The sequence below is a fragment of the Streptantibioticus parmotrematis genome, from assembly GCF_019890615.1.
GTDB lineage: Bacteria > Actinomycetota > Actinomycetes > Streptomycetales > Streptomycetaceae > Streptantibioticus_D > Streptantibioticus_D parmotrematis.
The window spans coordinates 214234-237503 of the sequence record NZ_JAINVZ010000008.1 but is presented as its reverse complement, the minus strand read 5'-3'; the positions used below and the strand labels follow the sequence as shown (position 1 = coordinate 237503).

Sequence of the window (23270 nt, the reverse complement as noted above, 5' to 3'; positions counted from 1 at the left end):
ACGTCTCCCAGGGGAAGGCCACTCATGAAGCCCGGCAGTGCCCTCGTCGCATGCTCCGTCGTCGCGGCCGTACTCGCGGTCGACTGGACAGTAGCCAGCACCGCTTGCGCCACATCGATCATCGGGACCGGAAACACCACATCCGGCGAGAACTGCGAAAACACCGGTGCTGCCGTCGCTCACGGAACCACCAGCTCCGGAGGAGGCCTGTTGAACAGATCCGCCGCCGTCCCCCTGTCCGCGCCCGTCAACCAGTGCGCCGGAATCGGCCTCCCCCTCCACCGCGTCAAGTGCCTGTCCGGCTCGGCCCAGACCCCGGGCAGCAAGGACGAGGCGCTGCCTCTGTGCACACTGGCTTGAGGACGCGGTGCCCGGTGCAGCAGGTGCCAGCCGACCCGGGCCGGCACGGCACGGCACGGCACGGCACGGCACGGCACGGCACGGCACGGCACGGCACGGCACGGCAACCACCTTGTCACCGGATTCACGGAGGCCGGGGAAGCACCCGCGGTTCTCGAAGAACGCCCCGGAAGACCGCAGCCCTCACGTCATAGCCTCAGAAGCCCGGCCGAACGGGCCGCCGCAGGTACGCGACAGCCGATTGCGCAGATACTCAATTTAGTTGCGCGATCGTGCAACCTTTGCTCCGATGCGGTCGTCTACCACCTGGGTGAACTCGCGAGCACCGCGCACTTCGCGCGGGCGGCGGGCATCCGCTGGCGCCGGACGACAGGGTTCGGCGCTGATCACGTGAGGGTGGGGCATGAGCGAGGTATCTCACCGCCGCGGCTCGACGGGCAAGGGCGGGCGCGCGGCGGTTCCCGCGGCGCGGCGGCCCCAGCCGTCCGGATACCGGTCGGGCGGCTCCGGGGGAGGCGGTCGGGACAAGTCCGGACGGCGGACCTGGCCAAGGCGTCTGGCGATCACGCTGTCAGCGCTGATCCTGGTAGTCGCTGGTCTCGGTGCGGCGTTCTACGAGCACTTGAACGGCAACATCAAGGGCGTGGCGATATCCGGCGGCGGCGCGGAGAAGGCCGACGCCTTCGGCCGCACCCCCATCAACGTGCTGGTGATCGGCTCGGACGCGCGGGACACCGCGGCCGACTGCAAGCTCGGCGGGGACTGCAACGACGGCGGTGCCAACGCCGACGTCGAAATGGTCCTGCACGTGTCGGCCGACCGCTCCAACGCCACCGTGATGAGCGTGCCGCGCGACACCGTCACCCAACTGCCCTCCTGCACCGACTCCAAGACCGGCCAGCAGGTCCCGGCGCAGACCGGAATGATCAACAGCGCGCTGGAGCACGGCCCTTCGTGCCAGGTCGCCGCGGTCCACCAGCTCACCGGCATACCCATCGACCACTTCATGATGGTCGACTTCGGCGGCGTGGTGAACATGTCCGACGCCATCGGCGGCGTACCCGTCTGCGTCGACAGCAACGTCTACGACACCTACTCCCACCTGAAACTGGCCAAGGGCACCCACACCCTCAAGGGCGTCTCCGCCCTGGAGTTCCTGCGCTCCCGCCACGGCTTCGGCACCGGCAGCGACCTGGGCCGCACCGTCGCCCAGCACATCTTCCTCTCCTCCATGGTCCGCACCCTCAAAAGCGCCGGCACCCTCACCAACCCCTCTGACCTGTACGGCCTCGCGAACGCCGCGACCAAGGCGCTGACGGTGGACACCGGTCTGGACAGCATCACCAAGCTGCTCGGTTTCGCCGACGACCTCAACAAAGTCCCCTCCGACCGCATCACCTTCACCACCATGCAGACCGAGCCGTCCCCGTCGGACCAGAACCGCGTGGTGATAGCGCCTGCCGCGCAGAACCTGCTCAGTGCCATCGCCAACGACCAGTCGCTGACCACGGGCAGCGGTGGCAAGTCGGCCGCCGCCGGGTCCACCAACTCCTCCGCGCCCACCACCCCGCCCGCCGTACCCGACGCACAGATCGCCGTCACGGTGGAGAACGGCGGCGGCATCACCGGCCGCGCCTCCGACATCGCCACCGCACTGGTGGGCGACGGCTTCAGCCCCCAGACCGGCTCCGCCAACGCCCCCGCACCCACCACCACCGTGCGATACCCGGCCGGCAAACAGGCCGAGGCCCAAGCCGTGGCGAGCGCGCTGCGCATCCCGAGCAGCGCCCTGCACCAGGACAGCGGTGCGTCCGGGGTGACCGTGCTGATCGGCTCCGACTGGAGCAGCGGCACCACCTACCCCGCCGGCGCAGGCGGAGGAAAACCCGCCCCCGCCGACACCAAGGCCGCCGTCCAGGGCGCCAACGCACAGAACGCGAACTCCTCCTCGTGCGCCCAGGTCAGCACGTTCAAGACGGTCGAGGTCAACGGCGTCCCGATGACACCGAGCCAGGCCTACGCCGACAGCCCCGACATCCCCAACTCGGCCCCCTGACCCGCCAGGCCGGGCGACTTCCTGCCGTCCGGCACAGCGACCACACGTCGACGACAAAGAGGAGGACCGTGCACCAGCAACGCACCACGTTGCACCCGGACACAGTGCAGCGGGCAGCCGAGACGCTCGGTCTGCTCGCGGCGTCGGTCAGGCTGCACATCGTGCACAGCCTCCTGGAAGCGGACCTCGATGTCTCCCGTATCGCCGACCGGGTCGACGCCACCTTGCCCACCGTCAGCCAACACCTGACCAAACTGAAACTGGCCGGCATCGTCCGCCGCCACCGCCAAGGCCGCCACCACGTCTACTCCCTCACCGACCGACGCATAGGAGCCATCGCCGAACTCGCCCTCACCACAGCTACCACCACCGAACCCGACCATCACGACTCTCCGGGCATCGGGCGGGCCGTCAACAACGGTTGGCAAAAGGGGGCTACCGACAGGTGAGCCGCCGCTCGAGCCAGGCAGCCCCACGGGCAGCCACCGCGCGGCGCCGACTACGACGGGACCCAGGTGCGGGGGCAGGCAGCGACACGCCGGTCAGGGAGGCGGCGAGTTGGTTCAAACGGTGACCGGCGATCGCGAGATCAGCCAGGATCTGCCGGCGTCGCTCGGCGGAACGAGTCCGCACAAGCACAGCGTGCAGGCCCTCGATCTGAGCCACGACAGCACCGATACGTAAGTCCGCTTCGTCGAAGCGGCGATTGGGCCGATACGGCACCTGTGACAACTCCCCCGTTCGAAGCGGCAGTAGGTGGGCAGAGGTCCACCCGGCGGATCCTCGCCGAGCCGTGCCTGTCAGTTGCGCAAAGCAGCAAGTGGCGAGGGTATGCCCCCTGGGCCCGCCAGGAAAACGCGAGGTCGGATACCCGCCAAAGTCGACCGGGTCACGTGCGCCTGACGCCGTCCCGCGTCAGGCGTCTCCACCGCCGACTTGTCGCACCGCGTTCCAGGACTCATCCCTGTGACGCCCCACCAGCAATCGCACCATCGTCACCACGGCCGGATCACTGGCCAGATAGATCTGCCGACGCCCCTCGCGACGCGACTCGACCACCCCGCCGAGCTTCAACTTGGCCAGATGCTGGCTCACCGATGACACCGTCCCGCCCACCCGGTCGGCAAGCGTCGTCACATCACAACCGCCCTGTGTGAGCACCCACAGCATGTGCAGACGGGTCGGCGAGGCAAGCAGGCCAAAGCCCATCGCGGCCTGTCGCAGCACCACGGAAGAGGGATCGTCTCCCCCAACGACCCGAAGGGTCACCTCGTCCACCTTCTCGTCATGCCTTGCTCTCAGGCCAAGGACACCGCAGCCCAACCTGGTTCACGGTGTCGCAAGCTTAGGCCGCCGCGGCCTCGGGGACCGGCCCGTGGCACGAGCGATCCGCACCGGGGCCGCCGCCGCTGTCCCGACGGTGACGGTGAGCCGCATCGCGCGATGTCCTGCTCTGCGGGGACGATCAAGCGACACCCCGGAACATCCCGCGCGATATTGGGCCACCCGGGTTGGTCAGGACGATTTCGAGGCTCAGCCGGGTCGGCTCGGGTGATGGTAGCGGTATGTCGTCGGACCACTCCCTGCTGCTCGTCCTCGCGGTGGTCGCGGCCGGGTCGGCGGTCACTCGACTTCTCCGAAGGTGGGTCGTCGTGCCGCCTGGCGTGCTCGAAGCGGTCGGCGGAATGGTGATCGGCCCGCTTTACGGATGGGCCTGGGACGGTGACCTGCTCGACCTGGCCGCGCAGGCAGGTCTGGCGTTGATCGCGTACCAGGCAGGTCGGGCGTACGTCGGAACAGTGCCCCTCTCGCGGCCACGACCGCGCTCGCTCGTCGTTCGGGCCGTCGGTGTGCTCGGCCTCCTCGCGGTGGCGATCGTCTTCTCTCCGGCGGGACTGCGATCAGCCGTCCTGCTGGCGCTCGCCCTCAGCCCGGTGGTGTTCGGCTGCCGCCTGTCGCGTTCTGGGCGTGCGGAGGGGCAGCGGACCGCGTGGTGTTTCGTGGCCGTGGCCGAAGCGGTTCTACTCGCGGAGGTTCTCACCGAGCCGTCGGTACCTGTCGTCGCTGCGAGTATCGGCCTTACCGTGGGCGCCTTGTTGCTACCGCTTCGCGGCGGTCCGCGTGGGCTTCTCGTGAAGTGGTCGCCGGATGCGTCGGCGTCGGCCGATGGCGACAGGGCGGCCTGGTGGTCCGCCCTGTCCCTGGCCTTCGTCGTCGCAGCCACCCCGCTGATGGGACCGGCGTTCGTATGGACCGCGTTCCCTGTCGGTGTGTTGTCCCAGGTGAACCGCGGCAGCGGTGCGACGTCGCCGCATCACCATCTGGACAGCGCCATCTGCCGCATGCTGATCTCTGTAGCCTGCGTGGTCACCGGACTGGAACTGGGCTTGCCCTCTTGGCAGGCCCTGATGTGGGCTCCGCTTCTGGCGCCGGCCGGACTGGGCAGTCAGGCCTCGTGGCCCAAGTCCCTTTCTGTCAGGCGGCCGTTGACCCGCTCCTTTGTGCTCCGTCCGGAAACGTGTGCGTGCTTGCCCTTCACGGTGGCTTTGCTGAACCTCGGGGTCAATGGTTCCCGTCTGCCCGAGGGTGTGGCCGCGGACGCCTTGTCAGCGGCTGTGGGAGTAGCGGTGGCTTCCTCGATCGCGTCGCGTGTGGCGGCTGCCCGGAACCCGGATCCCTCGTTGCGGTCCCCGACGCAGCCGGGTGACCGCTCGGAGGGACGGGGCTCGCGTCAGGCGGGGTTGCCGCCGGCGTAGTCGCTGTCGAAGCTGTTCTCGACGACCGACTCGACACCGCTGTCGGTGAGGATGATGCCCAGTTCCCGGTTGTTGTCGAGGGAGTTGGAGCTGATGTTCATCGATCCCACCTCGACCTTCGCGGTGGGCAGTCCGTAGTCGGCGACGATGGTCTTGGCGTGGACGTAGAAGCCGGTGCTCGACGAGTAGCCGACGACAGTGCCGCCCGCCTGCTCGATCTCCGCTATCTCGGAGCTGTACGAGGAGGGGTTCTCGACGACCACGCGCACGGTGACCCCGGCCTCCGCCTGGGCGGCGAGGGCGTCGACCACGGCGCTGTCGCTGAGTTCCTCCTCCTCGACGTCGAGGGAGGTCGTGGCACCGTTGATGACCGACAGCAGCCGGTCGCGGGAGTCGGTGGGAGACCACAGCAGGTTGTCGCCGTCGCTCGGCGTCACGGATGCTCCCGTGTAGTCGGCCTCGAAGACCTGCTCGATCGCCGCCACGTCGGCGGCATCGGTGTCGAAGACTCCGTAGTCGCGGCTGGTGGGGTAGTACTTCGAGGTGAGGTTGCCCGTGAGGATCAGCGACTCGTCGCCATCGACCGTGATGGTCTTCTGGTGGGTGTAGACGTACTGGGACGACGACCACACCACGCCCACGCCGGCCTTCTGCAGTGTGCTGTAGGCGGACTTGTTGGTCGTGGTCTCCTTCGCGTCCAGGATGACCCGCACCTGCACGCCCCTCTTCTGCGCCGACACGAGATCCGACACCGCCGTGGAGTCGTTCAGCTCGTACATCGTCATGTCGAGCGTCTTGGTGGCGGAGTTGATGAAGTTGTAGATCGTCGGCTCGCTGGTACCCAGGGAGAAGGTGAACGCGGAGTACGCGTCGGCGGCGTGTGCGGGGGCGGTGAGGGCCAGCGCGGCGGCGCAGGCGGTCACGGAAAGGGCGGCACGCCGCAAGGTAGCGCGAACCATGGGGGTCTCCCTGGTGTCTGGGGGTGATGGGGTCTTGATGGCCCGTCAGTCATGACACCACGCGCGTAGACAACCCCAAAGGCACAGGCAGGTAAAATTGTCATGTACACCCCTTTACGGGGTGGGAATGCGATCGCGGTGAGCCACCGGCCAAGTGGGCTTCGGGCGACCCGGTCAGCCAGCCTCGGACAGGTGAACGGCGAGCGCGTTGCGACGGCGGAGCGTCCCACCGGTGACGCGAACACCTGCTGAATGCGAACTCGTCATGTGGGGTGGCGCGAGGCTGTCGCCACCCGGCCGCCCAGCCCAACGGTAAACCGGTGGCATCGACAGCCGGCCGTCCCTACTGTCCGGCTCATGGACGACACCACCGGCCCGCCGCGGCTGACCCGGCTCACCTTCCACGGTCCCCTCTCCGAGGAGCGAGCCGCCGGACTGATCCGTCAGCTCACCGACGGGGTCAGGCCGAGCGCCCCGGTTACGGTGCTCGATATAGGTTGTGGCTGGGGAGAGTTCATGCTCCGTCTCCTCGATGCCACGCCCGGCGCGACCGGCTCCGGTATCGACCTGAACGAGCAGGACCTCGCCCGCGGACGCGCCAGCGCCGAGGCCCGGGGGCTGGCCGAGCGCGTCGACTTCGTCCGTGAGTCCGCTGTCGACACCGCCCGGGGCCCCGCCGACATCGTTCTGTGCTTCGGCGCCAGCCACGCTCTCAGTGACGCCCGGCCACCGGAGCACACCACCGCTGCACTGCACGTCCTTCGCCGCCTGGTGAAGCCCGGCGGCCGTGTCCTTCTCGGCGAGGGCTTCTGGGAGCGTCCACCCGCTCCGGGCGAGTTGTCGGCCATGTGGCCGGAAGCCTCGGCCTCCGAGTTCCACGACCTCTGCGGCCTCGTCGACCTGGCCGTCGCCGCGGGCTTCCGCCCCGCCTGGATCGAGTCCGCGAGCCCTGACGAATGGGATCACTTCGAGTCCACCTACCAGTCCGACGTCGAGGAATGGCTCGCCGCCCATCCCGATCACCCCCTCGCGGAGGAGACCCGCGACCGTGTGGACCGCCATCGTCGTATGTGGCTCCGTGGCTATCGCGGCGTCATGGGCCTGGCCTACTTGACCCTCGTCCCCGTGAGTTGAGGAACCATGGCCGCGGGGCTTCCCGGCACCGTGGTCGAGTCAGCTGCTGGACAGTGGGGTGCCCGCTGAACAGATCTCGATCATCGGTCAGGATCTGCACAGCGAGACCAGGGTCCACGGCTTCGTCACCACCGGTGATGTGGCCAAGTCCGGTGCCAGGACCGGCGCGTGGGTCGGCGGTCTGTTCGGGGTGCCGACGGGGACCGCCCTGTTGTTCATCCCTGGTGTGGGGCCGCTGTTGGTGCTCGGCCCCTTGGCCGCGGGGGCGGTAGCGGCGGCCGAGGGCGCTGTCGGCGGCGGTGGGATCGGCGCCGCGCTCGGGCGTTTCATCAGCAAGCGACACGTGCCCAAGTACAGCCGCCACCTGGCGGAAGGAAGGTACCTGGTGCTGCGTCACACCCCATCGTCGGCCCAGGCCGACGCCGTCCTGATGCGCGACCGGACAGCCGCCACCGAGGTCGACCACCAAGGCGACCTCGTAGCGGCCCCGGTAGGCACGGCCTGACCACAGTTGCGCGCGAAAGCCGGACCCGTCCCGAGCCGAAGGACGTCCGTCTGCTCCCCGCGACAACATCGGTCAAGGCTCGGCCGATACCGTGATCCGCATCCTGCGGCGACGCGTTGGAGCGAAGTGCGGCAGGACGGCGGGGCCGCCTGCCCGGGCAGGTCACTGAGTAAGCCGATGAACTCGGCCGATCGGCAGCGCCGTTCCGATCCGACATCACGCACCGCTGCTCGGCCACTACGCCCCGCCCCACACCACTGTGTTCTTCACAGCGAGAGTCCAGGAGTGGACCGTGTGGGTTTGTGTGGGGAACGGGACTCCACACGGGCCTCGGGGGCAGTCTGGTCCCGCCGCTTCGCCCGCATCTGGGCCAAGCGGCAACAGGGGGAAGAGCCAAAGGGGCATCTCCCAAGTGTGGACCAGGAGGTCGGAGATGAAGAAGGCTCTTGTGCTGTTGGCCGTGAGCGGGACGCTCGCCTTGGCCGGTACGGTCGGCACCGCCGGCACCGCCGACGCGGCGTCGGACAGCTACACCGCGGACCACGTCGAGTTGGATCTGTACAACAACCCAGGCTACCGGGTGGTGACCATCTGCAACCAGCAGTCGAACTGGAACTCGTTCAGGCTGCGGGTCTTCGACTTCGGGTCCGGTTCCAACGCCGACCTGAAGACCATCCCAGGAAACTGGGACGCAGGCTCGAACCCCGTCGTAAGCCTGAACGCCGGCACCTGTCAGTCGTACGCGATCCAATCCAGCTACAAAGTGTCGCTTGCGGCGCTGTTCTCAACCAACGGAGTCGAATACGGCACCAACCCGGTGTCCTACAACTGACGCCATACCGAGCTGAGTCATGGAGACTGCGACAGGCCATCACTTGTCACTAAGGAGCCGGAGTCCGATGAATCCGGTCCGCACCATGAAGGCCCTTGCCGTCAGCGCAGCTCTTGCCGTATTCGTCCTCGCGGTACCTGCGACCGCGACCGCCGCGTGAGGCGGGATCCCTCGCCACCGGATCCGTCGCCGACATCGCCATCGCCGCAACGCTGACCGCGCCGCGTCCTGCTGCTCCCCTGCCGGCATCCTGCTGTCCTCCGGCACCTCACGGGCCCCACGCATCCGTGAGATCCCGGAGGGCAGCAGGATGCCGGCTCGCCTTCGTGCGGTGCCGACGTCCCAGCGCTGACCGCGCAGCAGACGCGGGCCCGGCAACCCACAGTGACGCCGACCTCCCCGGCCGGCAGGACCCCCTCCCGACACCCCCCGAAGCCCGAAAAACCGGCCGGGGCGAACACAACGGTTGTTGAAGAGGTAACGAGGGAGTAGCCTGCACGAAATCTTGCAACGTTGCAGAGGTCCGGCCCCCGATTCGCCTCTGCAACGTTGCAAACCGTCTCTCCGCATCTCTCTTCCTCCGAAGGAGCCCCTGATGCCCAGGAGAACACCCAGGTCCGGGCAGGTACCCGGCGGGCCGCGACGGCACGGCTCGGTCCGGCGGCTCGCCACCGCGGCCGGTGCGTTCGCCGCCTCGCTGGCGATGGTGGTCGCCGGCTTCACCACCGGCGCCCAGACCGCCGCCGCCGCGCCCACGACGGGCGTGCTGTACTCGCCGAACACCACGGCCAACCCGAACGAGGACGCCAGCTACCCGCGGGTCATCCGCCTCGCACACAGCGGGTCGGCCAACGGACAACTCCTCGCGACCTTCTCCCACTCCGGGGTCGGCTCCAACAAGGCGAGTTTCCCTGTCTACCGGTCCACCGACGGCGGAACGACCTGGTCCTCCTCCCCCATCGGCACCGTCACCGACACCGTGCACGGCTGGGACCTCGACGGACCGACGCTCTACGAACTCCCGCAGGCGGAAGGCTCGTTGCCGGCCGGTACCCTGCTGGCGGCGGGCACGGCGTGGAACCGGAACGAATACACGCAGCAGGCGGTCGAGGTCTTCTACAGCACCGACCACGGCGTCACCTGGAACTACCGCAGCTCCTGCACGTCGGAGTCCGGTATGGCGAACACCCAGGGCCACGGCATCTGGGAGCCGGAGTTCACGGTGGCGGGCGACGGCAGCCTGGTCTGCTACTTCTCCGACGAACGCCCCTCCACCAACCGCTATCCGCAGGTTCTCGCACACGTCACCAGCACCGACGGCGGAGCCACCTGGAGCAGTGAGGTGTACGACGTCGCCGTGCAGGACGGCGTCCAACGCCCCGGCATGGCGAGCGTGGTCAAGCTGCCGAACGGCCAGTACGCGATGGCCTACGAGGACTGCAAGGCCGGCTACGACCCGGACACCGCCTGCTCGGTGTACGTCAAGACCTCGCCGGACGGGCTCAACTGGTCACCGGTCTCCGGGCTCGGCACCCTCGCCCAGACCAGTGACGGCCGGCATCTCCTGCACACCCCGCAACTCGCCTGGAGCCCGGCGGGCGGCGCCAACGGCACCCTGCTGCTGTCGGGCCAGCGCGTAGTGTCCGGCAACGACGGCTCCATCACCGTGCAGAAGGAATCGGGCAGCGTGCTGTTCGCCAACACCAACCTCGGTTCAGGGAGTTGGACGGAGACCACCGCCCCCGTCGTGGTGAACCCCACCGGCGGCTACGACAGCGGCGAGACCTCCTGCCCCGGTTACAGTTCGCCGATCCTGCCCTCCGCCGACGGTACGTCCCTGCTGTACATGGCCGGCACGCATCTGGGCAACGGCAAGTGCGAGGTGCAGTTCGGCACGGATGTGAACCCGGGGGCGACCGGTCCGATCACCGGCCCCGGCACCACCGGCAAGTGCGTGGACGTCAACACCAACACCGCCGGCGACGGCAACGCCGTTCAGCTGTGGACCTGCAACGGGGTGCCCGGACAGCAGTGGTCCATCGACTCCGACCACACCGTCAGGTCCTTCGGCAAGTGCCTGAACGTCGTCGGCAATGGCACGGCGAACTTCACCAAGGTCGAACTGCGCACCTGCGACGGCTCGGGCGGACAACAGTGGGTCCCGCAGTCGAACGGCTCACTGCTCAACCCGCAGTCCGGCCGCTGCCTCGACGACCCCCAGGCACAGACCGGGGACGGCACGCAGCTCCAGATCTACGACTGCAACGGGCTGTTCACCCAGCAGTGGAACATCGCCTGACCGCACGACGCCCGCCCGGACGGCATCGCGCCGTCCGGGCGGGCGACCGGCCGGGCCGCGCGGTGAGGGCCGAGGCGTCCGTTGCCTGAGCCGCGGGCGGCCGGTCCGGAGCCCTCCCGGCGATCCGCGGCCCCTTCCGGCCTCCCTGGCAAGCGCACCACACTTCCGAGGTGACATCGCAATGTCTCAAGGTCACACCGCCGGGCCTCCCGGCGCCCCGACGCGGCCAGGACGGCCGAGGGGGCCGCGACGGCTGATCGCGCTGGGCGCGGCGCTCCTCGCCATGGCCCTGCTCGCCGCGTGCGGCGCCACCGACGACGGCTCGACGACGACCGCCTCCTGCGGCGCCGGGGCCACCCGGCTGACCTTCTGGGGGTGGCCGGCGGGCTACGACCTGGCCGTCGAGGAGTTCAACCGCACGCACCCGGACATCTGCGTCCAGCTGGAGAACGCCGGGGCCACCACCGCCGAGTACGTCAAACTCAACAACGCGCTCAAGGCGGGCAGCGGCGCGCCCGACGTGGCGACCATCGAGTACTTCGAACTCCCCTCCTTCGAGATCACCCACAGTCTGGTGGACCTGGCGCCCTACGGTGTGGGATCGGTCCGCGACCGGATCGCTCCGGCCGCCTGGGCGCAGGTCACCCGGGGAGCGGCGCAGTACGCCATGCCGGTGGACCTCGGACCGCTGGCGCTGTACTACAACTCCCGGGAACTGACCGCCCACCACATCCCGGTGCCGGCCACCTGGTCGCAGTTCGCCGCCGCGGCCGCGACGTTGCACACCGAGGACCCGAAGGCCGCGCTGACCAACTTCGACGCGGAGAGCCCGCAGGACGTCCTCGCCCTGATGCAGCAGGACGGCGCGTTCCCGTTCCACTACGACGGCGGTGACACCCTCGGTGTCGACTTCACCGGGAAGCGGCAGATGGCGTTCGCCGCGTACTGGCAGAAGCTGATCGACGCCCACGAGGTCACCACCGCCACCGACTTCTCCCCCGCGCAGTGGAGCGATCTCGACACCGGCGCGACCGTCGCGCGCCTCAGCCCGGCCTGGGGACCGGTGGGGATGCAGCAGAGCATCACCAAGACCGTCGGGGACTGGCGGGCCGCGCCGATGCCGCAGGCCGAGGCCGGGCAGGAGCAGTCCGGCAACTGGGGCGGCTCCGCCCTCGCGGTGGTCAAGGGCACCCGGCACGCCCGGCAGGCGGCCGAATTCGTCAAGTGGTTCGGGGCTTCAGCCGACGCGTGGAAGATCCTCAGCGGCAAGGTGGCCGGCGCCTTCCCCGGGTACCTGCCGCTGCTCGACTCCCCCGCGTTCCGCGGCGGTACGCTGCCGATCTCCGCCGGTTCCCATCCCAACGAGGTCTTCGCGCAGGCCGCGCAGCACATGACCGCGGCGCAGTGGCCGCCGATCATGACCGCGGCACTCACCCAGTGGACCTCGACCTTCGCCGCGGTGAGCAAGGGCACCGGCACGCTGGCGCAGGCCTTCGCCGCCTTCCAGAAACAGATGGTCGCCTATGCCAGGGACCAGGGCTTCACGGTCACGGAGGACTGAACTCCGCCGGATCCCGTGAGCCGTCCTTCCCCGGACACCACGTCCGGCCCTCGGACGCCACGTCCAGCCCCCCGGGCGCCGCGACCGGTTTCCGGACGCCACCGCCAGGCAGACTCCCGAACAGGACGAGGAAGTGAACCAGAACACCATCCCCCGCGCGCCCGCCCTCCGGACGCCCATGGCCGGACGGAGTCCATCGCGCCGGTTCCGACCAACTGGCACCTCGCGCCGCAACCGGTGGGCAGGAGGCGCCTTCATCGCCCCGCACATGCTGGCCCTCGCGTTGTTCATGGTCGTGCCGACGGTGTACGCCGTCTGGGAGAGCCTGCACCGCACCCTCCTGGTGGGCGGCACCCGCTTCTCGGGACTCGCCAACTACCGCACCGTGCTGCACTCCGGGGCGTTCTGGAGCGGTGTGTGGCGGGTGCTGCTGTTCGCCGCCGTCCAGGTGCCGTTGACGATCGGCATCGCCTTCTTCTTCGCGGTGATCTTCGAGACGGGCCTCGTGAGGTTCGGCCGGTTCTTCCGCACCGTGTTCTTCATGCCGTTCGCGGTGCCGGGAGTCGTCGCGTCGGTGATGTGGTCCTTCCTGCTGCTGCCCGGTCTCGGACCGTTCCCCAAGCTGCTGAAGGACCTCGGTCTGGGAAACGTCGACTTCTTCTCCTCGCGGCTGATCGTGCCCACCGTCGTGGTCATCGTCGTGTGGGAGTGGACCGGCTACAACATGACCGTCCTGTACACCTCGTTGAAGGCGGTGCCCCGTGAGGTGATCGAGGCGGCGGTCATGGACGGCGCGGGACTGCGCACGGTCATCTTGCGCATGAAACTTCCCATGGTGGCTCCGACGATCACCATGCTGGCCTTCATCAACACCGTCGGAGCGTTGCAGTTGTTCACCGAACCCTCCATCATGTCCGCCTTCCAGCCGCAGGCCGTCTCCTTCGGCTTCACGCCCACGCTGTACGTCTACAACACCGCGGTGGGCACCAGCGACTTCAACCTCGGCGCCGCGGCGGCCGTGGTGCTCGCCCTGGTCATCGGGGTGCTGTCGCTCGCCGCCTTCGCGGTGCGCCGACGCAACGGGGAGTTCCGGTGAGCCCCCGGCGGCGCACGCCACGCCGGCCGGCCGACGGCGTTCCGATCCGGCTCTACGGGCTGCGCCGCGGCACGACGGGCCTGCTGACCGCGGTGAGCGCGCTGTTCGCCGCGTTCGTCCTGGCGCCGCTCGTCTGGCTGGCGATCAACGCGACCAAGACGCAGGCGAACGTCTACGGCACGGCCGGCTTCTGGTTCGCCCGGCCGTTCCGGCTGTGGCAGAACCTCGCCGCGCTCGGCCACGACGTCAGCGGCGCCGGGATCTACCTGGAGTGGCTGGGGAACACCCTGCTGTACGCCGTCGTCTCCGCCGTGGGATCGACCGTCCTGTCCGCGATGGCCGGCTACGGCTTCTCGCGCTACCGGTTCCGCGGCGCGGGCACCCTCTTCCGCCTGGTGATGTCCACCCTGCTGGTGCCGATCACCGCCCTGTCGTTGCCGTTGTTCCTCGTCTACGCGAAGGTGGGCCTGGTCAACTCGGTGTGGGGCATGATCCTGCCGAGCGTGGTCTCCCCGGTCGGCATCTACCTGATGCGGACCTACATCGACGCCTCGGTGCCGCGTGACCTGATCGAGGCCGCGCGCATCGACGGAGCCGGGGAACTGCGGATCTTCCTGCGCATCGCCCTCCCCCTGACGGTCCCCGGTCTCGTCACCGTGCTGCTGCTCACCCTCGTCGCGGTCTGGAACAACTACTTCCTGCCGCTGGTCATCTTCAGCCGCAGCAGCCTCTACCCGCTCACCGTCGGCCTGTCCACGCTCTCCCAGGCGGCGGAGACCGGCACCCAGGCCGATCTCGTCCCGGTGCTCATCACCGGAGGTCTGGTGACCGTCCTGCCGCTCATCGCCCTGTTCCTGCTGCTGGAGCGGTACTTCCGCGGCGGCGTCCTGCAGGGCAGCACCACCGGCTGAGCCGGACCGCACCACGTCCACCGCCCCGGACCGCACGCCGGCCGAACCGATCACCCCTTTGGAGACCCACGTGACAGTGTTCCGTTCCGAGTACCCCCGACCCCATTTCGACCGCTCGCACACCTGGCTGAGCCTCAACGGGACGTGGGATTTCGCCGGAGACCCGGCCGGGACGACCACCGCCCGGCAGCCGGCCGACGCGGACCGGACGTGGCCCGACCACATCACCGTGCCGTTCGCCTGGGAGACCGAGGCGTCCGGCGTCGGCGCCCACTGGCTGGAACACGGCTGGTACCACCGCACCATCACGGTCCCGGCGCAGTGGCACGGACAGCGCGTCGTGCTGCACTTCGGCGCCGTGCACCACCGGGCCGAGGTCTGGGTGGACGGCACCGCGGTCGGCGCACACGAAGGCGGGTACATCCCCTTCGAGTTCGACATCACCGAGGCGCTCGGCGGCCGCGCCACCGCGTCGTTGCTGGTGCGCGTGTGGGCGCCGGTCGACAAGCGCGAGATCGTCCACGGCAAGCAGCGCAGCATCCCGCGGGACGACTACGACGACTGCGCGTTCACTCCCACCAGCGGCATCTGGCAGCCAGTGTGGCTGGAGGCCCGGCCCGCCACCCATCTGACCCGGGTCGCCCTGACGCCCGACGACACGCTCGACGGCATCACGGTCGCCGTCACCGTCGCCGGGCCGTCCGCCACGGGCTCGCGGCTGACGGTGACGACACCCGGCGAGCCACCGGTCACCGCCGTGGTGGAGGACGCCGAAGGGACCGTCACGCTTCGGCTGCCGGTACGGGAACCGCGCCTGTGGCACCCCGACGACCCGTATCTGTACGAGGTGGGCGTCACGCTGGAGTCGGCGGACGGCACCGACCGGGTGGGCACGTCGACCGGCCTGCGCCGGATCGAGGCGGACGGCACCCGGTTGCTCCTCAACGGCGAACCCCTCTACGTCCGGGGCGTGTTGGACCAGGGGTACTGGCCGCGTACCGGAATGACCGCGCCGGACGACGAGGCGTTCGTGACGGACCTGGCGCTGGCCCGCGACGCCGGGTTCAACCTGGTCCGCAAGCACCTGAAGCTGGAGGACCCGCGCTTCCTGCACCACGCCGACCGCGTGGGCATGCTGGTGTGGGCGGAACCTGCGAGCACCGGACGCTTCAGCGCCGAGGCGGCGGCCCGCTTCGAGGCGCAGATCGAGCCGATGGTCCACCGGGACGGCAACCATCCGAGCGTCGTCATCTGGGGCCTGTACAACGAGGAGTGGGGACTGGACTGGGACGTGCCCGGCGACCCCGACAAGCAGGACGCGGTCCACCGCGCCTACGACCGGCTCACCTCGCTGGACCGGACGCGGCCGGTGGTGGACAACTCCGGTTGGGCGCACGTGACCACCGACCTGGTGGACTGGCACGTCTACGACGAGACGCCCGCGGGCTGGTCGGTCAAGGTCCGCGCGCTGCTGGCCGACGGAGCCAAGAGCTTCCCCGTCGGTCTCGGTCCCGGCCGGGTGGTGGAGAAGCTGGTGATGGCCGACGGCGGTCCGGCTCCCGAGGTCCCCAACCTCAACAGCGAGTTCGGCGGCGGGAAGACGAGCGTCGAGCGCGGGTGGAACATGCGCTGGCAGACCCTCGAACTGCGCCGACACGACAGCCTGTCCGGCTATGTGTGGACCGAACTGTACGACGTGGAGCACGAGATGGCGGGCGTCCACGCCTTCGACCGAGGCCGCAAGGACGACGGTGGCAACCCGCCGCACACGATCAACGCGGCCACCGTCCTCGTTCCCGATGTCGAGCCGTTCGCCCCGGGCCACGACCTGACCGCGGGGCCGGACCGCACGGTGGACTTCACGGTGCGCGTCTCCCACCACGGCGCCGCCGTGATCGACGCCGCGGTGGTGCCCGTGTGGGGTCCGTCGCTCGGCGACCTGGACACCGACCTCGCCCGGCGGGCAGCGGTGGACGCGGTGGCGCTTCACACGACCCGGGTGGAGCCCTTCCGCCTCAGTGAGCCGATCTCCGTGACAGGTCGCGTTCCTGACGGTGCGACAGCTGCGCGGTTGCACCTGCTGGTGGTGTCCGGCGGCGAGGTGGCCGGCCGCTCCTGCGTGGACGTACGGATCGCCTGACGTGTGCCGCCGGTGCGGCGGTCCCGCTTCGGCGGGGTCCCGCCGCGCCGCGGCATCCGGGGCGCGTTGCCGCCTGTGCATCGTTGCAATACGCTGAATCACCGGACGCCGAACCGTTCCGGCGTCTCCGCCCTCGGAGGGAAGAAGGTCCATGGCCACCTCGCGGCTGCGTGACGTGGCGGCCCGGGCGGGTGTGTCCATCCGCACCGTGTCGAACGTCGTGAACGGGTACGCGCCCGTGTCGGACGAGACCCGTTCGCGGGTCGAGAAGGCGGTGGCCGAACTCGACTACCGGCCCAACCTCCTCGCACGCAACCTCAAGCAGGGCCGCACCGGGATGCTCGCACTGGTCGTGCCCGAACTCGACGTGCCGTACTTCTCCGAACTCGCCCGCGCCGTCGTCACCACGGCCCGACACCACGGATACACGGTGGTGATCGACCAGACCGACGGCGAACCGGACCGCGAACGGGAACTGATCACGCGTGGCGCGAGCGCCGCCCTCTTCGACGGGGTGATCCTCAGCCCCCTGGCCCTCTCCCCCGCCGACCTGGCCGACCGCGACGCGTCCGCACCGCTGGTCCTGCTCGGCGAGCGGATCGCCGACAGCCGCTACGACCACGTGGCGATCGACAACGTCACGGCAGCCCGTGAGGCGACCGGCCACCTGCTCGGCCTCGGCCGCACCCGGGTCGCCGCGGTGGGCGACCAACCGTACGAGACCGGTGAGACCGCCCAACTGCGCACCCGCGGCTACCGTCAGGCGCACGCCGACCACGGAAGGGAGGTGGACGAGTCGCTGATCGTCGGCACCCGGCGTTTCCACCACGCGGACGGCGCCCGGGCCATGGCCGCGCTGCTCGACCACCCGGACGGCCCGCCGGACGCCGTGTTCTGTTACAACGACCTGCTCGCGCTCGGCGCTCTGCGGACCCTGTTGTCGCGCGGCGTCCGGGTGCCGGACGACATCGCGGTCGCCGGGTTCGACGACATCGAAGCCGGGCGCTACCACACGCCGACGCTGACCACGGTCTCACCGGACAAGGCCACGATCGCCCGACTGGCCGTCGACCGGCTCATCGCCCGGCTGGGCGATCGTCCGGACGAGCCACCGGCCGAACTGTGGGCACCGCACCGGCTCGTGCCGCGCGAAAGCACCACAGGTCCGGCCCTCCGCCCGACAGACGTGGCGGCACGCCCGGGCCAGGCCGGTCACTGACCGAGCGGGACGTGCCCAGGAGCCTTCGGCCCACGGTGACGACGAGCGGCGGGCGAGTCGTGCCCCGCCCGCCCGGACACCGCGCGCTCAGGGTTGACGCCACCGGCGTGCGACCTGGCATCCGGCCTGCCGTCCGACCTGACGCCTGTCCGCATCTAGGCGTGGTGGTGTGCCGCGTCGCGCCGGGCGCGTTCGCGGGACGCCTCGATCTCCCGGTAGGCGCTGTCGCGGCCCTCCCAGTGCGATCCCTCCACGGACTTGCCGGGTTCCAGGTCCTTGTAGACCTCGAAGAAGTGGGTGATCTCCAGCTGGTCGAACCGGGAGATGTCGCCGATGTCCCGGATCTCTGCGTAGCGCGGGTCGTGCGCCGGGACGCACAACACCTTGTCGTCCGGCCCGTGTTCGTCCGTCATGCAGAACATCGCCACCGCGCGGCAGAGGATCACACAGCCGGGGAAGGTGGGTTCGCCCACCAGCACCAGGGCGTCCAGCGGGTCTCCGTCGCGCCCCAGGGCGCCGTCGACGAAACCGTAGTCGGACGGGTACTTGGTCGAGGTGAACAACAGCCGGTCCAGCCGAATGCGCCCTGTCTCGTGGTCCATCTCGTACTTGTTGCGGGAACCCTGCGGGATCTCCACCACCACGTCGAACAGTTCTGACACGTCTCCTCCTGGCCGTCGTTCACACCAGGGACCGTCAGCGGCGGATTGCCGCGGTTCGCGGTGAGCCCCATCACCGGGTACGCGAGACTCGCGCAGCCGTACGCTATCAGCCGCCGCACGGGGGTTCGTCCGAGCGCCCACCTCCGGGACCGGCGCCGGTGGCCGGTCGGTGAGTCAGAGCGGTGCCCCGGCGAAGGCGTCCGGGGAGTCGTCGGGCGGACGCCACAGGTTGCCCAGGTAGGGGGCGTACCGGTCGAGCCTGCGGGTGAAGAACCCCGGAAGGTGTCCCGCGAGCGGTGGCCGCAACCGCAGCTCGCGCAACTCGGTGAACGGCACGAACCGCGGCTCCATGCCAGGCTCGAGGCACCGCGCCACCTGGCCGCGCGCGGTGCTGTCGGTGTCGAAGACCAGGTCGACGGTCCGCCGTCCGCTGTCCGGATCGGTCGCCTCCAGGACGAAGGCCACCCGCGTCGGCTCGACCGCCAGGCCGGTCTCCTCCCTGGTCTCCCGGCGGGCGCAGGACGCCATGGACTCACCCGGCCGGGGTGTGCCGCCCGGCAGCACCCAGTCGTCGAGACCTCGCACGGTGCGGTGCACCAGCAACACCGTGCGTTCATGGAACAGAATCGTGGAACAGCGCAGCTCGACGTCCTCATGCATCCTCATGCCGACTCCTCGCGTGATCACGTGCGGGACTGCCGGTAGAGGCCATCAGCGGCGAATGGCGACGAGCACACCACCGCGGTTCGGGCGAGCCTCATCGCCACGGAATCCCATTCTCCCGGGCTCGCGGGGTGTGGGGCAAGCGTGAGCGCACCATCCGGCGGAAATGAGGGCGCGCCGCCCCCGGACCGACCGGTGCCTTGCCGTGCCGACGGGCTTACGCTGGAGACGCGGTACCTGTCGCCGCGCGGCGCTGGACCCCGCCGCGATCACCCCGCCCGGGTGACGAACTCGCCGACCGGCCAATGGCTCCTGCTCCTGATGCGAAGGAGGCCGGTCATGGCCGCGACGTCCCCCTCCCGATCCACCGCGAGCACCGCGTTCGCCCCCGCCTGGCTGCCGCCCACCGGCCACGGCAACGGCCTGACGGCGCCCTCCTGGGCCCCCATCGCCGACGTCGACGTACGCGTCGTCGATCCCCTCCTGGACCTCATGGCCGCCGCACGCGTCCCCGCACACGCCGCACACGCGCCCCGCCCCGTACGCCCCCTCCTGCCCGAGGGACCGGACCGCCCCGAGACATGGCGGCTATGGGTCGGATCCACCTCGTACTCCAAAGCCGAGCACGTCCTCGTCACCTGCCTGCCCGCCCTGCTCCACACCCTGGAACAACCCCGCTACCCCGTGCCACACCGTCCACCACACCGACACCACGAACACCACGAACACCACGGCCGACGCTGACCGACTTCTCCAACGCACCGGTGCCTGCGGCGGATTCAGATGCTCGGCACTCCACGAGGCCACGCGGGGGCTCCTGCCTGACACGGCCGTGAGCCGCCGATGACCGCCTCGTTCCCACCGTGGCCCCGGGGTCACGTCGGGCGGTCGCGGCGTCTGCGCAGGAGGTACGCGGCGACGGCGACGGCGGCCACGCGGCGCAGCGCCTGGTTCGGGGCGGCTTCACGGGTGGGCTCTGGTGGTGTGGTGACCGGTCGGCCGTGCAGGAGGGCGTGGGATTCCGGCATGAGGTCGTCGAGGGCGAGCAGGGACGTCAGGGCCGCCCGGCCGATGTGCACGGGGTCGAGTCGTTGCCGCGCCAGGTCGGCGAGGACGGCCGCGAGGTTGTCCCGGACGACGTCGTCGACGTGGAGTCCCGGTGCGATGGCCCGTACGGAGCCGTCGATGTTGGCGAAGGACTTGCCGAGCACCGCGACGGCCGGGTTGACCTGGATGTGCCGCCGGGCGGTGCGCCGCATGACCTGGGTCAGGGCCTGGCCGAAGTCCAGTTCGGCCAGGGACGCGGCGGCGAGCCGGGGCACCATCGCGGTCACGTCGGCCGTGAAGCCCGGGACGTCGGAGCGCGGGGTGAGCCGGCAGGTCTCCAGCCAGGCACGCGCCACGCCTTGGCCGTCGTTGAGCGCGAGGTTGAGCAGGACGAGCAGGATGGCGGTGCCGGTGCGGCGGTCGACGCGGCCGACCATGCCCCAGTCGATGACGGTGGCGGTGCCGTCGGTGTGGACGAGGATGTTGCCGGGGTGGGGGTCGGCGTGGAAGAAGTGGTCGACGAAGTAGCCGCGGTGCATCCAGGCGATCAAGTCCGCGCCGATGGCGGTACGTTGACGCTGGGTGAGGGTGGCCTCGGGCAGGTCGAGGACGGCGGTGCCGGGTGCCGTGCTCTGGACGAGGACGCGGCGGGAGGCGTGATAGACGTCCGGCACGCGCAAGCAGGGGAAGCGGCTCAGCGTGGGGCGGGCGGCCTCCATGTTGGCGGCCTCACGGGTGAAGTCCAGTTCGGGCACCATCGCGTCGAACAGGACGTCGAGCGTGGCGCGCAGGTCCACCACGCGCCCCAGGGCCGGCACCGCCGTGGTGGTGAGGGAGGCGGCGCGCCGCAGGAGCCGCATGTCGTGCGTCATCAGCACGTCGACGCCGGGTCGCTGGATCTTGACGACGGCCGGGCGCCCGTCGCGCAGCACCGCCGCGTGCGCCTGGGCGAGGGACGCGGTGCCCAGCGGCTCGGGATCGACGGAGCGGAACATCCGCTCCCAGCGTGTTCCCAGTTCCTCCCGCAGGACCCCGCTGTAGGTGGCGAAGGGCTGGGGCGCGGCGTGGTCGTGCAGCCGCCGCAGTTCGCGCGTCACGGGTTCCGACACCAGGTCGGGACGGGTGGCCAGCATCTGGCCGACCTTGATCCAGAACGGGCCGAGTGACTCCAGTCCTTCTCTGAGCGCGCGGGCACGCCGCTGCTCGCGCGCCGCCCGGACGCCTCCGCTGTCGTCCGCGCCGCCTCCGCCCCGCTCCGGAGCGCTCCCCTCCACGTCCGAAGCGCCTCCGCCCGGCGCCAGGACGGCCACCAGAGTGCGGATCGCGGCGCGCAGGCGGGGCGAGGGTGTGCGGGGGGTGCCTTCGGGGTGGGTGCGGCGGGTCACCTTCTTCCGTCAGCCCGTGGGCTGCTGGTCGTCGGTGGGCGAAGTGGCCTGCGACGCCGACGAGTCGGGGTGGCCGGGGTGGTGGTGCCGTTCGCCCTCCACCAGCCGGGTCAGCCCGCGGCGGATGTCGTGCTCGGCGTCGCGGACGCGGTCGAGGGTTTCGTCGACGACCACGCGGGTCTCGTCGATGACGGTGTCCACGATGCGGGAGAGCCACCAGTCGTGGCGGGGCTGGGCCATGTCTTCCTCCTGGGCCATGTCTTCCTGGGCGATGTCTTTCCTGGGCGATGAGCGATGGGATGGAACGGGATGGAGCACCGGTGTGAGGTACCGGTCAGGCGCAGATCTCGGACAGGGCGTCGCGGACGCCCTCGGCGAGTTCGTCGACGTCGGCCACGTGCGCCGGGTCGGCGGCGAGTGAGAAGTGGCAGGTGTCGCGGTACGAGACCATCGTCACCATGAGGGCGCCGCCGAACAGCGGTGCTACGCCGAACAGTTGCAGCACCGTGCGTCCGGCGACGGTGAACGGGGCCCGTCCGGCGGGCACGTTGGAGGCCATGAAGGCGTGTCGGCCGACGAAGAAGTCGAGTCCTGCGGAGACGGCACGGGTGGGCAGGGCGCCGGCCAACGTGGCCGCCAGCGCGGCGACATCGGGCGGGCGCCGTCCGCCGGAGGCCTCGACGGCCGCACGGGTGGCACGAAGCGCGGCCCGCGGCTCTTGGTCGGCGCCGGGGAGGGTGACGCTGGCGAAGGTGACCCCGTTGCCGGCCCGCGCGTCCGGGAGATGGGGGTCTCCCACCACGGTGAGCCCTCTGACCTGGTGCGGGCCGTGCGGGTCGAGCCGTGCCACGCCCCGGGCGACCGAGCACAGCAGGACGTGGTTGCCCGAACAGCCCGCGGTGGCGGCCGCCGACGCGATGCGTTCCTTGGGGAACGTGAAGAACGCGTGGTGGCGCGAGCCGCTGGAGGGGGTGCCGTTGCCGGGTGCCCGGAGGGCCTGGAGGGCCGTGCGGGCCCACAGTTCAGCCCTGACGCGCGGGCCGACGGGGGCCGGTGCGGGTTGCCAGGACGAGGCGGTGCCCCCGGGCTCCGGGCGGCGGCCCTGGACGAGTTCGATCAGCCGCAGGCCGTCCGCGAGCGCGTGCGCGGTCTTGAACAGATAGACCGCCCGGCCCGCCCCTTCCCCTGACTGATTGATGACGTAGGCGTGCCATGGCGGAGCGTCGGTGGGCAGCGGGGTGCCGATCAAGTGGGCGGTCAGGGAAGCCAGTTGGTGTGGAGGGGCGTCACGGGAGAGGGTGATGGAGGTGGTGTGGCGGTCGAGGGAGAAGGCCGGGTCGGGTTGCCACCGAGGGCGTCGGTGGCCGGTGGCGCGGCAGGTCAGCCGGGGGTGCCGTCGCACCAGGTCGCGGTGGTACGCGAGCATGTCCTCGCGTTCGACGACGCCGTCGAGATGGGCGAACCCCGCGATGCCGGTACGGTGCGGCGCTTGCCGCTGTAGTCGCCACAGCATGGCGTCCAACGGGGCCATGACCGTGGGCCGCACGGGTTCCGCCCGACCGTCCATGTGTCCTCCCTCTCAGGTGCGGCCAGTGGCCTTCCGGGGGCCTGTGGACACGGGGCCCCCGTCCACCAGGGCCGGTCGGCCGGGTGGACCGGGTTGCGCCGTAACCGGTCTCGTGGGC

21 protein-coding genes and 1 riboswitch are annotated in these 23270 nt (G+C 70.2%); of the genes, 14 read left to right on the top strand and 7 right to left on the bottom strand.

All coding sequences use genetic code 11. The features are described 5' to 3' along the window. Positions 1-210: 210 nt before the first annotated feature. The 3 genes from K7472_RS14680 to K7472_RS14670 all read left to right on the top strand — a co-directional run bounded on the left by K7472_RS14680 (position 211) and on the right by K7472_RS14670 (position 2865). Entirely contained in the window at positions 211-360 is a 150-nt protein-coding gene (locus K7472_RS14680; RefSeq protein ID WP_222977962.1) for a hypothetical protein, read from the top strand. 403 nt (positions 361-763) lie between these two features. Beyond that, entirely contained in the window at positions 764-2416 is a 1653-nt protein-coding gene (locus K7472_RS14675) for an LCP family protein (RefSeq protein WP_222977960.1), read from the top strand. Between the two features lie 68 nt (positions 2417-2484). Then, positions 2485-2865, top strand: coding sequence for an ArsR/SmtB family transcription factor (locus K7472_RS14670; protein WP_222977958.1), 381 nt, complete (start codon positions 2485-2487; stop codon positions 2863-2865). A 466-nt stretch (positions 2866-3331) separates the two neighbouring features. Here the strand turns inward: K7472_RS14670 and K7472_RS14665 are convergent, their stop codons facing one another. After that, positions 3332-3625 (bottom strand): ArsR/SmtB family transcription factor, encoded by a 294-nt coding sequence (locus K7472_RS14665; protein WP_222978052.1) that lies wholly within the window; start codon positions 3623-3625, stop codon positions 3332-3334. Positions 3626-3981: 356 nt separating this feature from the next. Here K7472_RS14665 and K7472_RS14660 point away from each other — a divergent pair, with 356 nt between their 5' ends. Then, positions 3982-5172, top strand: a complete 1191-nt coding sequence (locus K7472_RS14660; RefSeq protein ID WP_222977957.1) for a hypothetical protein — start codon at positions 3982-3984, stop codon at positions 5170-5172. Here the strand turns inward: K7472_RS14660 and K7472_RS14655 are convergent. Further along, a complete protein-coding gene (locus K7472_RS14655) occupies positions 5148-6131 on the bottom strand; it encodes a phospholipase D-like domain-containing protein (protein ID WP_222977954.1) in 984 nt (327 codons plus the stop codon). The genes K7472_RS14660 and K7472_RS14655 overlap by 25 nt on opposite strands. A gap of 357 nt (positions 6132-6488) precedes the next feature. On the opposite strand from K7472_RS14655, the gene K7472_RS14650 reads away from it, so the two are divergent. From K7472_RS14650 to K7472_RS14610, 9 genes are all read left to right on the top strand, one after another. Further along, on the top strand, positions 6489-7265 hold the full coding sequence (locus tag K7472_RS14650) for an SAM-dependent methyltransferase (protein ID WP_222977952.1): 777 nt from the start codon (positions 6489-6491) through the stop codon (positions 7263-7265). A gap of 43 nt (positions 7266-7308) precedes the next feature. Then, the gene (locus K7472_RS14645; RefSeq protein WP_308013922.1) at positions 7309-7770 is read left to right on the top strand and encodes a general stress protein; all 462 of its coding nucleotides are present in this window, start codon (positions 7309-7311) and stop codon (positions 7768-7770) included. A gap of 433 nt (positions 7771-8203) precedes the next feature. Next, a complete protein-coding gene (locus K7472_RS14640; protein WP_222977948.1) occupies positions 8204-8602 on the top strand; it encodes a hypothetical protein in 399 nt (132 codons plus the stop codon). Positions 8603-9197: 595 nt separating this feature from the next. Beyond that, positions 9198-10901 carry a sialidase family protein gene (locus K7472_RS14635; RefSeq protein ID WP_222977946.1) on the top strand — a complete coding sequence of 568 codons (1704 nt, stop codon included), beginning with the start codon at positions 9198-9200 and terminating at the stop codon, positions 10899-10901. A 181-nt stretch (positions 10902-11082) separates the two neighbouring features. After that, positions 11083-12462: an ABC transporter substrate-binding protein gene (locus K7472_RS14630; protein WP_222977945.1), complete on the top strand. Its 1380-nt coding sequence runs from the start codon at positions 11083-11085 to the stop codon at positions 12460-12462. A gap of 268 nt (positions 12463-12730) precedes the next feature. After that, a complete protein-coding gene (locus K7472_RS14625) occupies positions 12731-13558 on the top strand; it encodes a carbohydrate ABC transporter permease (RefSeq protein ID WP_252395591.1) in 828 nt (275 codons plus the stop codon). Beyond that, positions 13555-14469, top strand: coding sequence for a carbohydrate ABC transporter permease (locus K7472_RS14620; protein ID WP_222977944.1), 915 nt, complete (start codon positions 13555-13557; stop codon positions 14467-14469). The genes K7472_RS14625 and K7472_RS14620 overlap by 4 nt, the downstream gene beginning before the upstream one ends. 70 nt (positions 14470-14539) lie before the next feature. Further along, a complete protein-coding gene (locus K7472_RS14615) occupies positions 14540-16609 on the top strand; it encodes a glycoside hydrolase family 2 protein (protein WP_222977943.1) in 2070 nt (689 codons plus the stop codon). Between the two features lie 151 nt (positions 16610-16760). Further along, positions 16761-17828: a LacI family DNA-binding transcriptional regulator gene (locus tag K7472_RS14610; protein WP_222977942.1), complete on the top strand. Its 1068-nt coding sequence runs from the start codon at positions 16761-16763 to the stop codon at positions 17826-17828. A gap of 155 nt (positions 17829-17983) precedes the next feature. On the opposite strand, the gene K7472_RS14605 is transcribed toward K7472_RS14610, so the two are convergent. After that, a complete protein-coding gene (locus tag K7472_RS14605; protein ID WP_222977941.1) occupies positions 17984-18490 on the bottom strand; it encodes an inorganic diphosphatase in 507 nt (168 codons plus the stop codon). Between the two features lie 174 nt (positions 18491-18664). Further along, entirely contained in the window at positions 18665-19156 is a 492-nt protein-coding gene (locus K7472_RS14600; protein ID WP_222977940.1) for an NUDIX hydrolase, read from the bottom strand. Between the two features lie 29 nt (positions 19157-19185). Then, positions 19186-19264, bottom strand: a riboswitch (Fluoride riboswitch). A gap of 228 nt (positions 19265-19492) precedes the next feature. Here K7472_RS14600 and K7472_RS14595 point away from each other — a divergent pair. After that, the gene (locus K7472_RS14595; RefSeq protein ID WP_222977939.1) at positions 19493-19897 is read left to right on the top strand and encodes a hypothetical protein; all 405 of its coding nucleotides are present in this window, start codon (positions 19493-19495) and stop codon (positions 19895-19897) included. Between the two features lie 131 nt (positions 19898-20028). On the opposite strand, the gene K7472_RS14590 is transcribed toward K7472_RS14595, so the two are convergent. The 3 genes from K7472_RS14590 to K7472_RS14580 form a co-directional block, all read right to left on the bottom strand. Further along, positions 20029-21585 carry an ABC1 kinase family protein gene (locus K7472_RS14590; protein ID WP_222977937.1) on the bottom strand — a complete coding sequence of 519 codons (1557 nt, stop codon included), beginning with the start codon at positions 21583-21585 and terminating at the stop codon, positions 20029-20031. A 9-nt stretch (positions 21586-21594) separates the two neighbouring features. Then, on the bottom strand, positions 21595-21825 hold the full coding sequence (locus K7472_RS14585) for a hypothetical protein (protein WP_222977935.1): 231 nt from the start codon (positions 21823-21825) through the stop codon (positions 21595-21597). Positions 21826-21919: 94 nt separating this feature from the next. Then, on the bottom strand, positions 21920-23152 hold the full coding sequence (locus K7472_RS14580; protein WP_222977934.1) for a WS/DGAT domain-containing protein: 1233 nt from the start codon (positions 23150-23152) through the stop codon (positions 21920-21922). Positions 23153-23270: the final 118 nt, after the last annotated feature.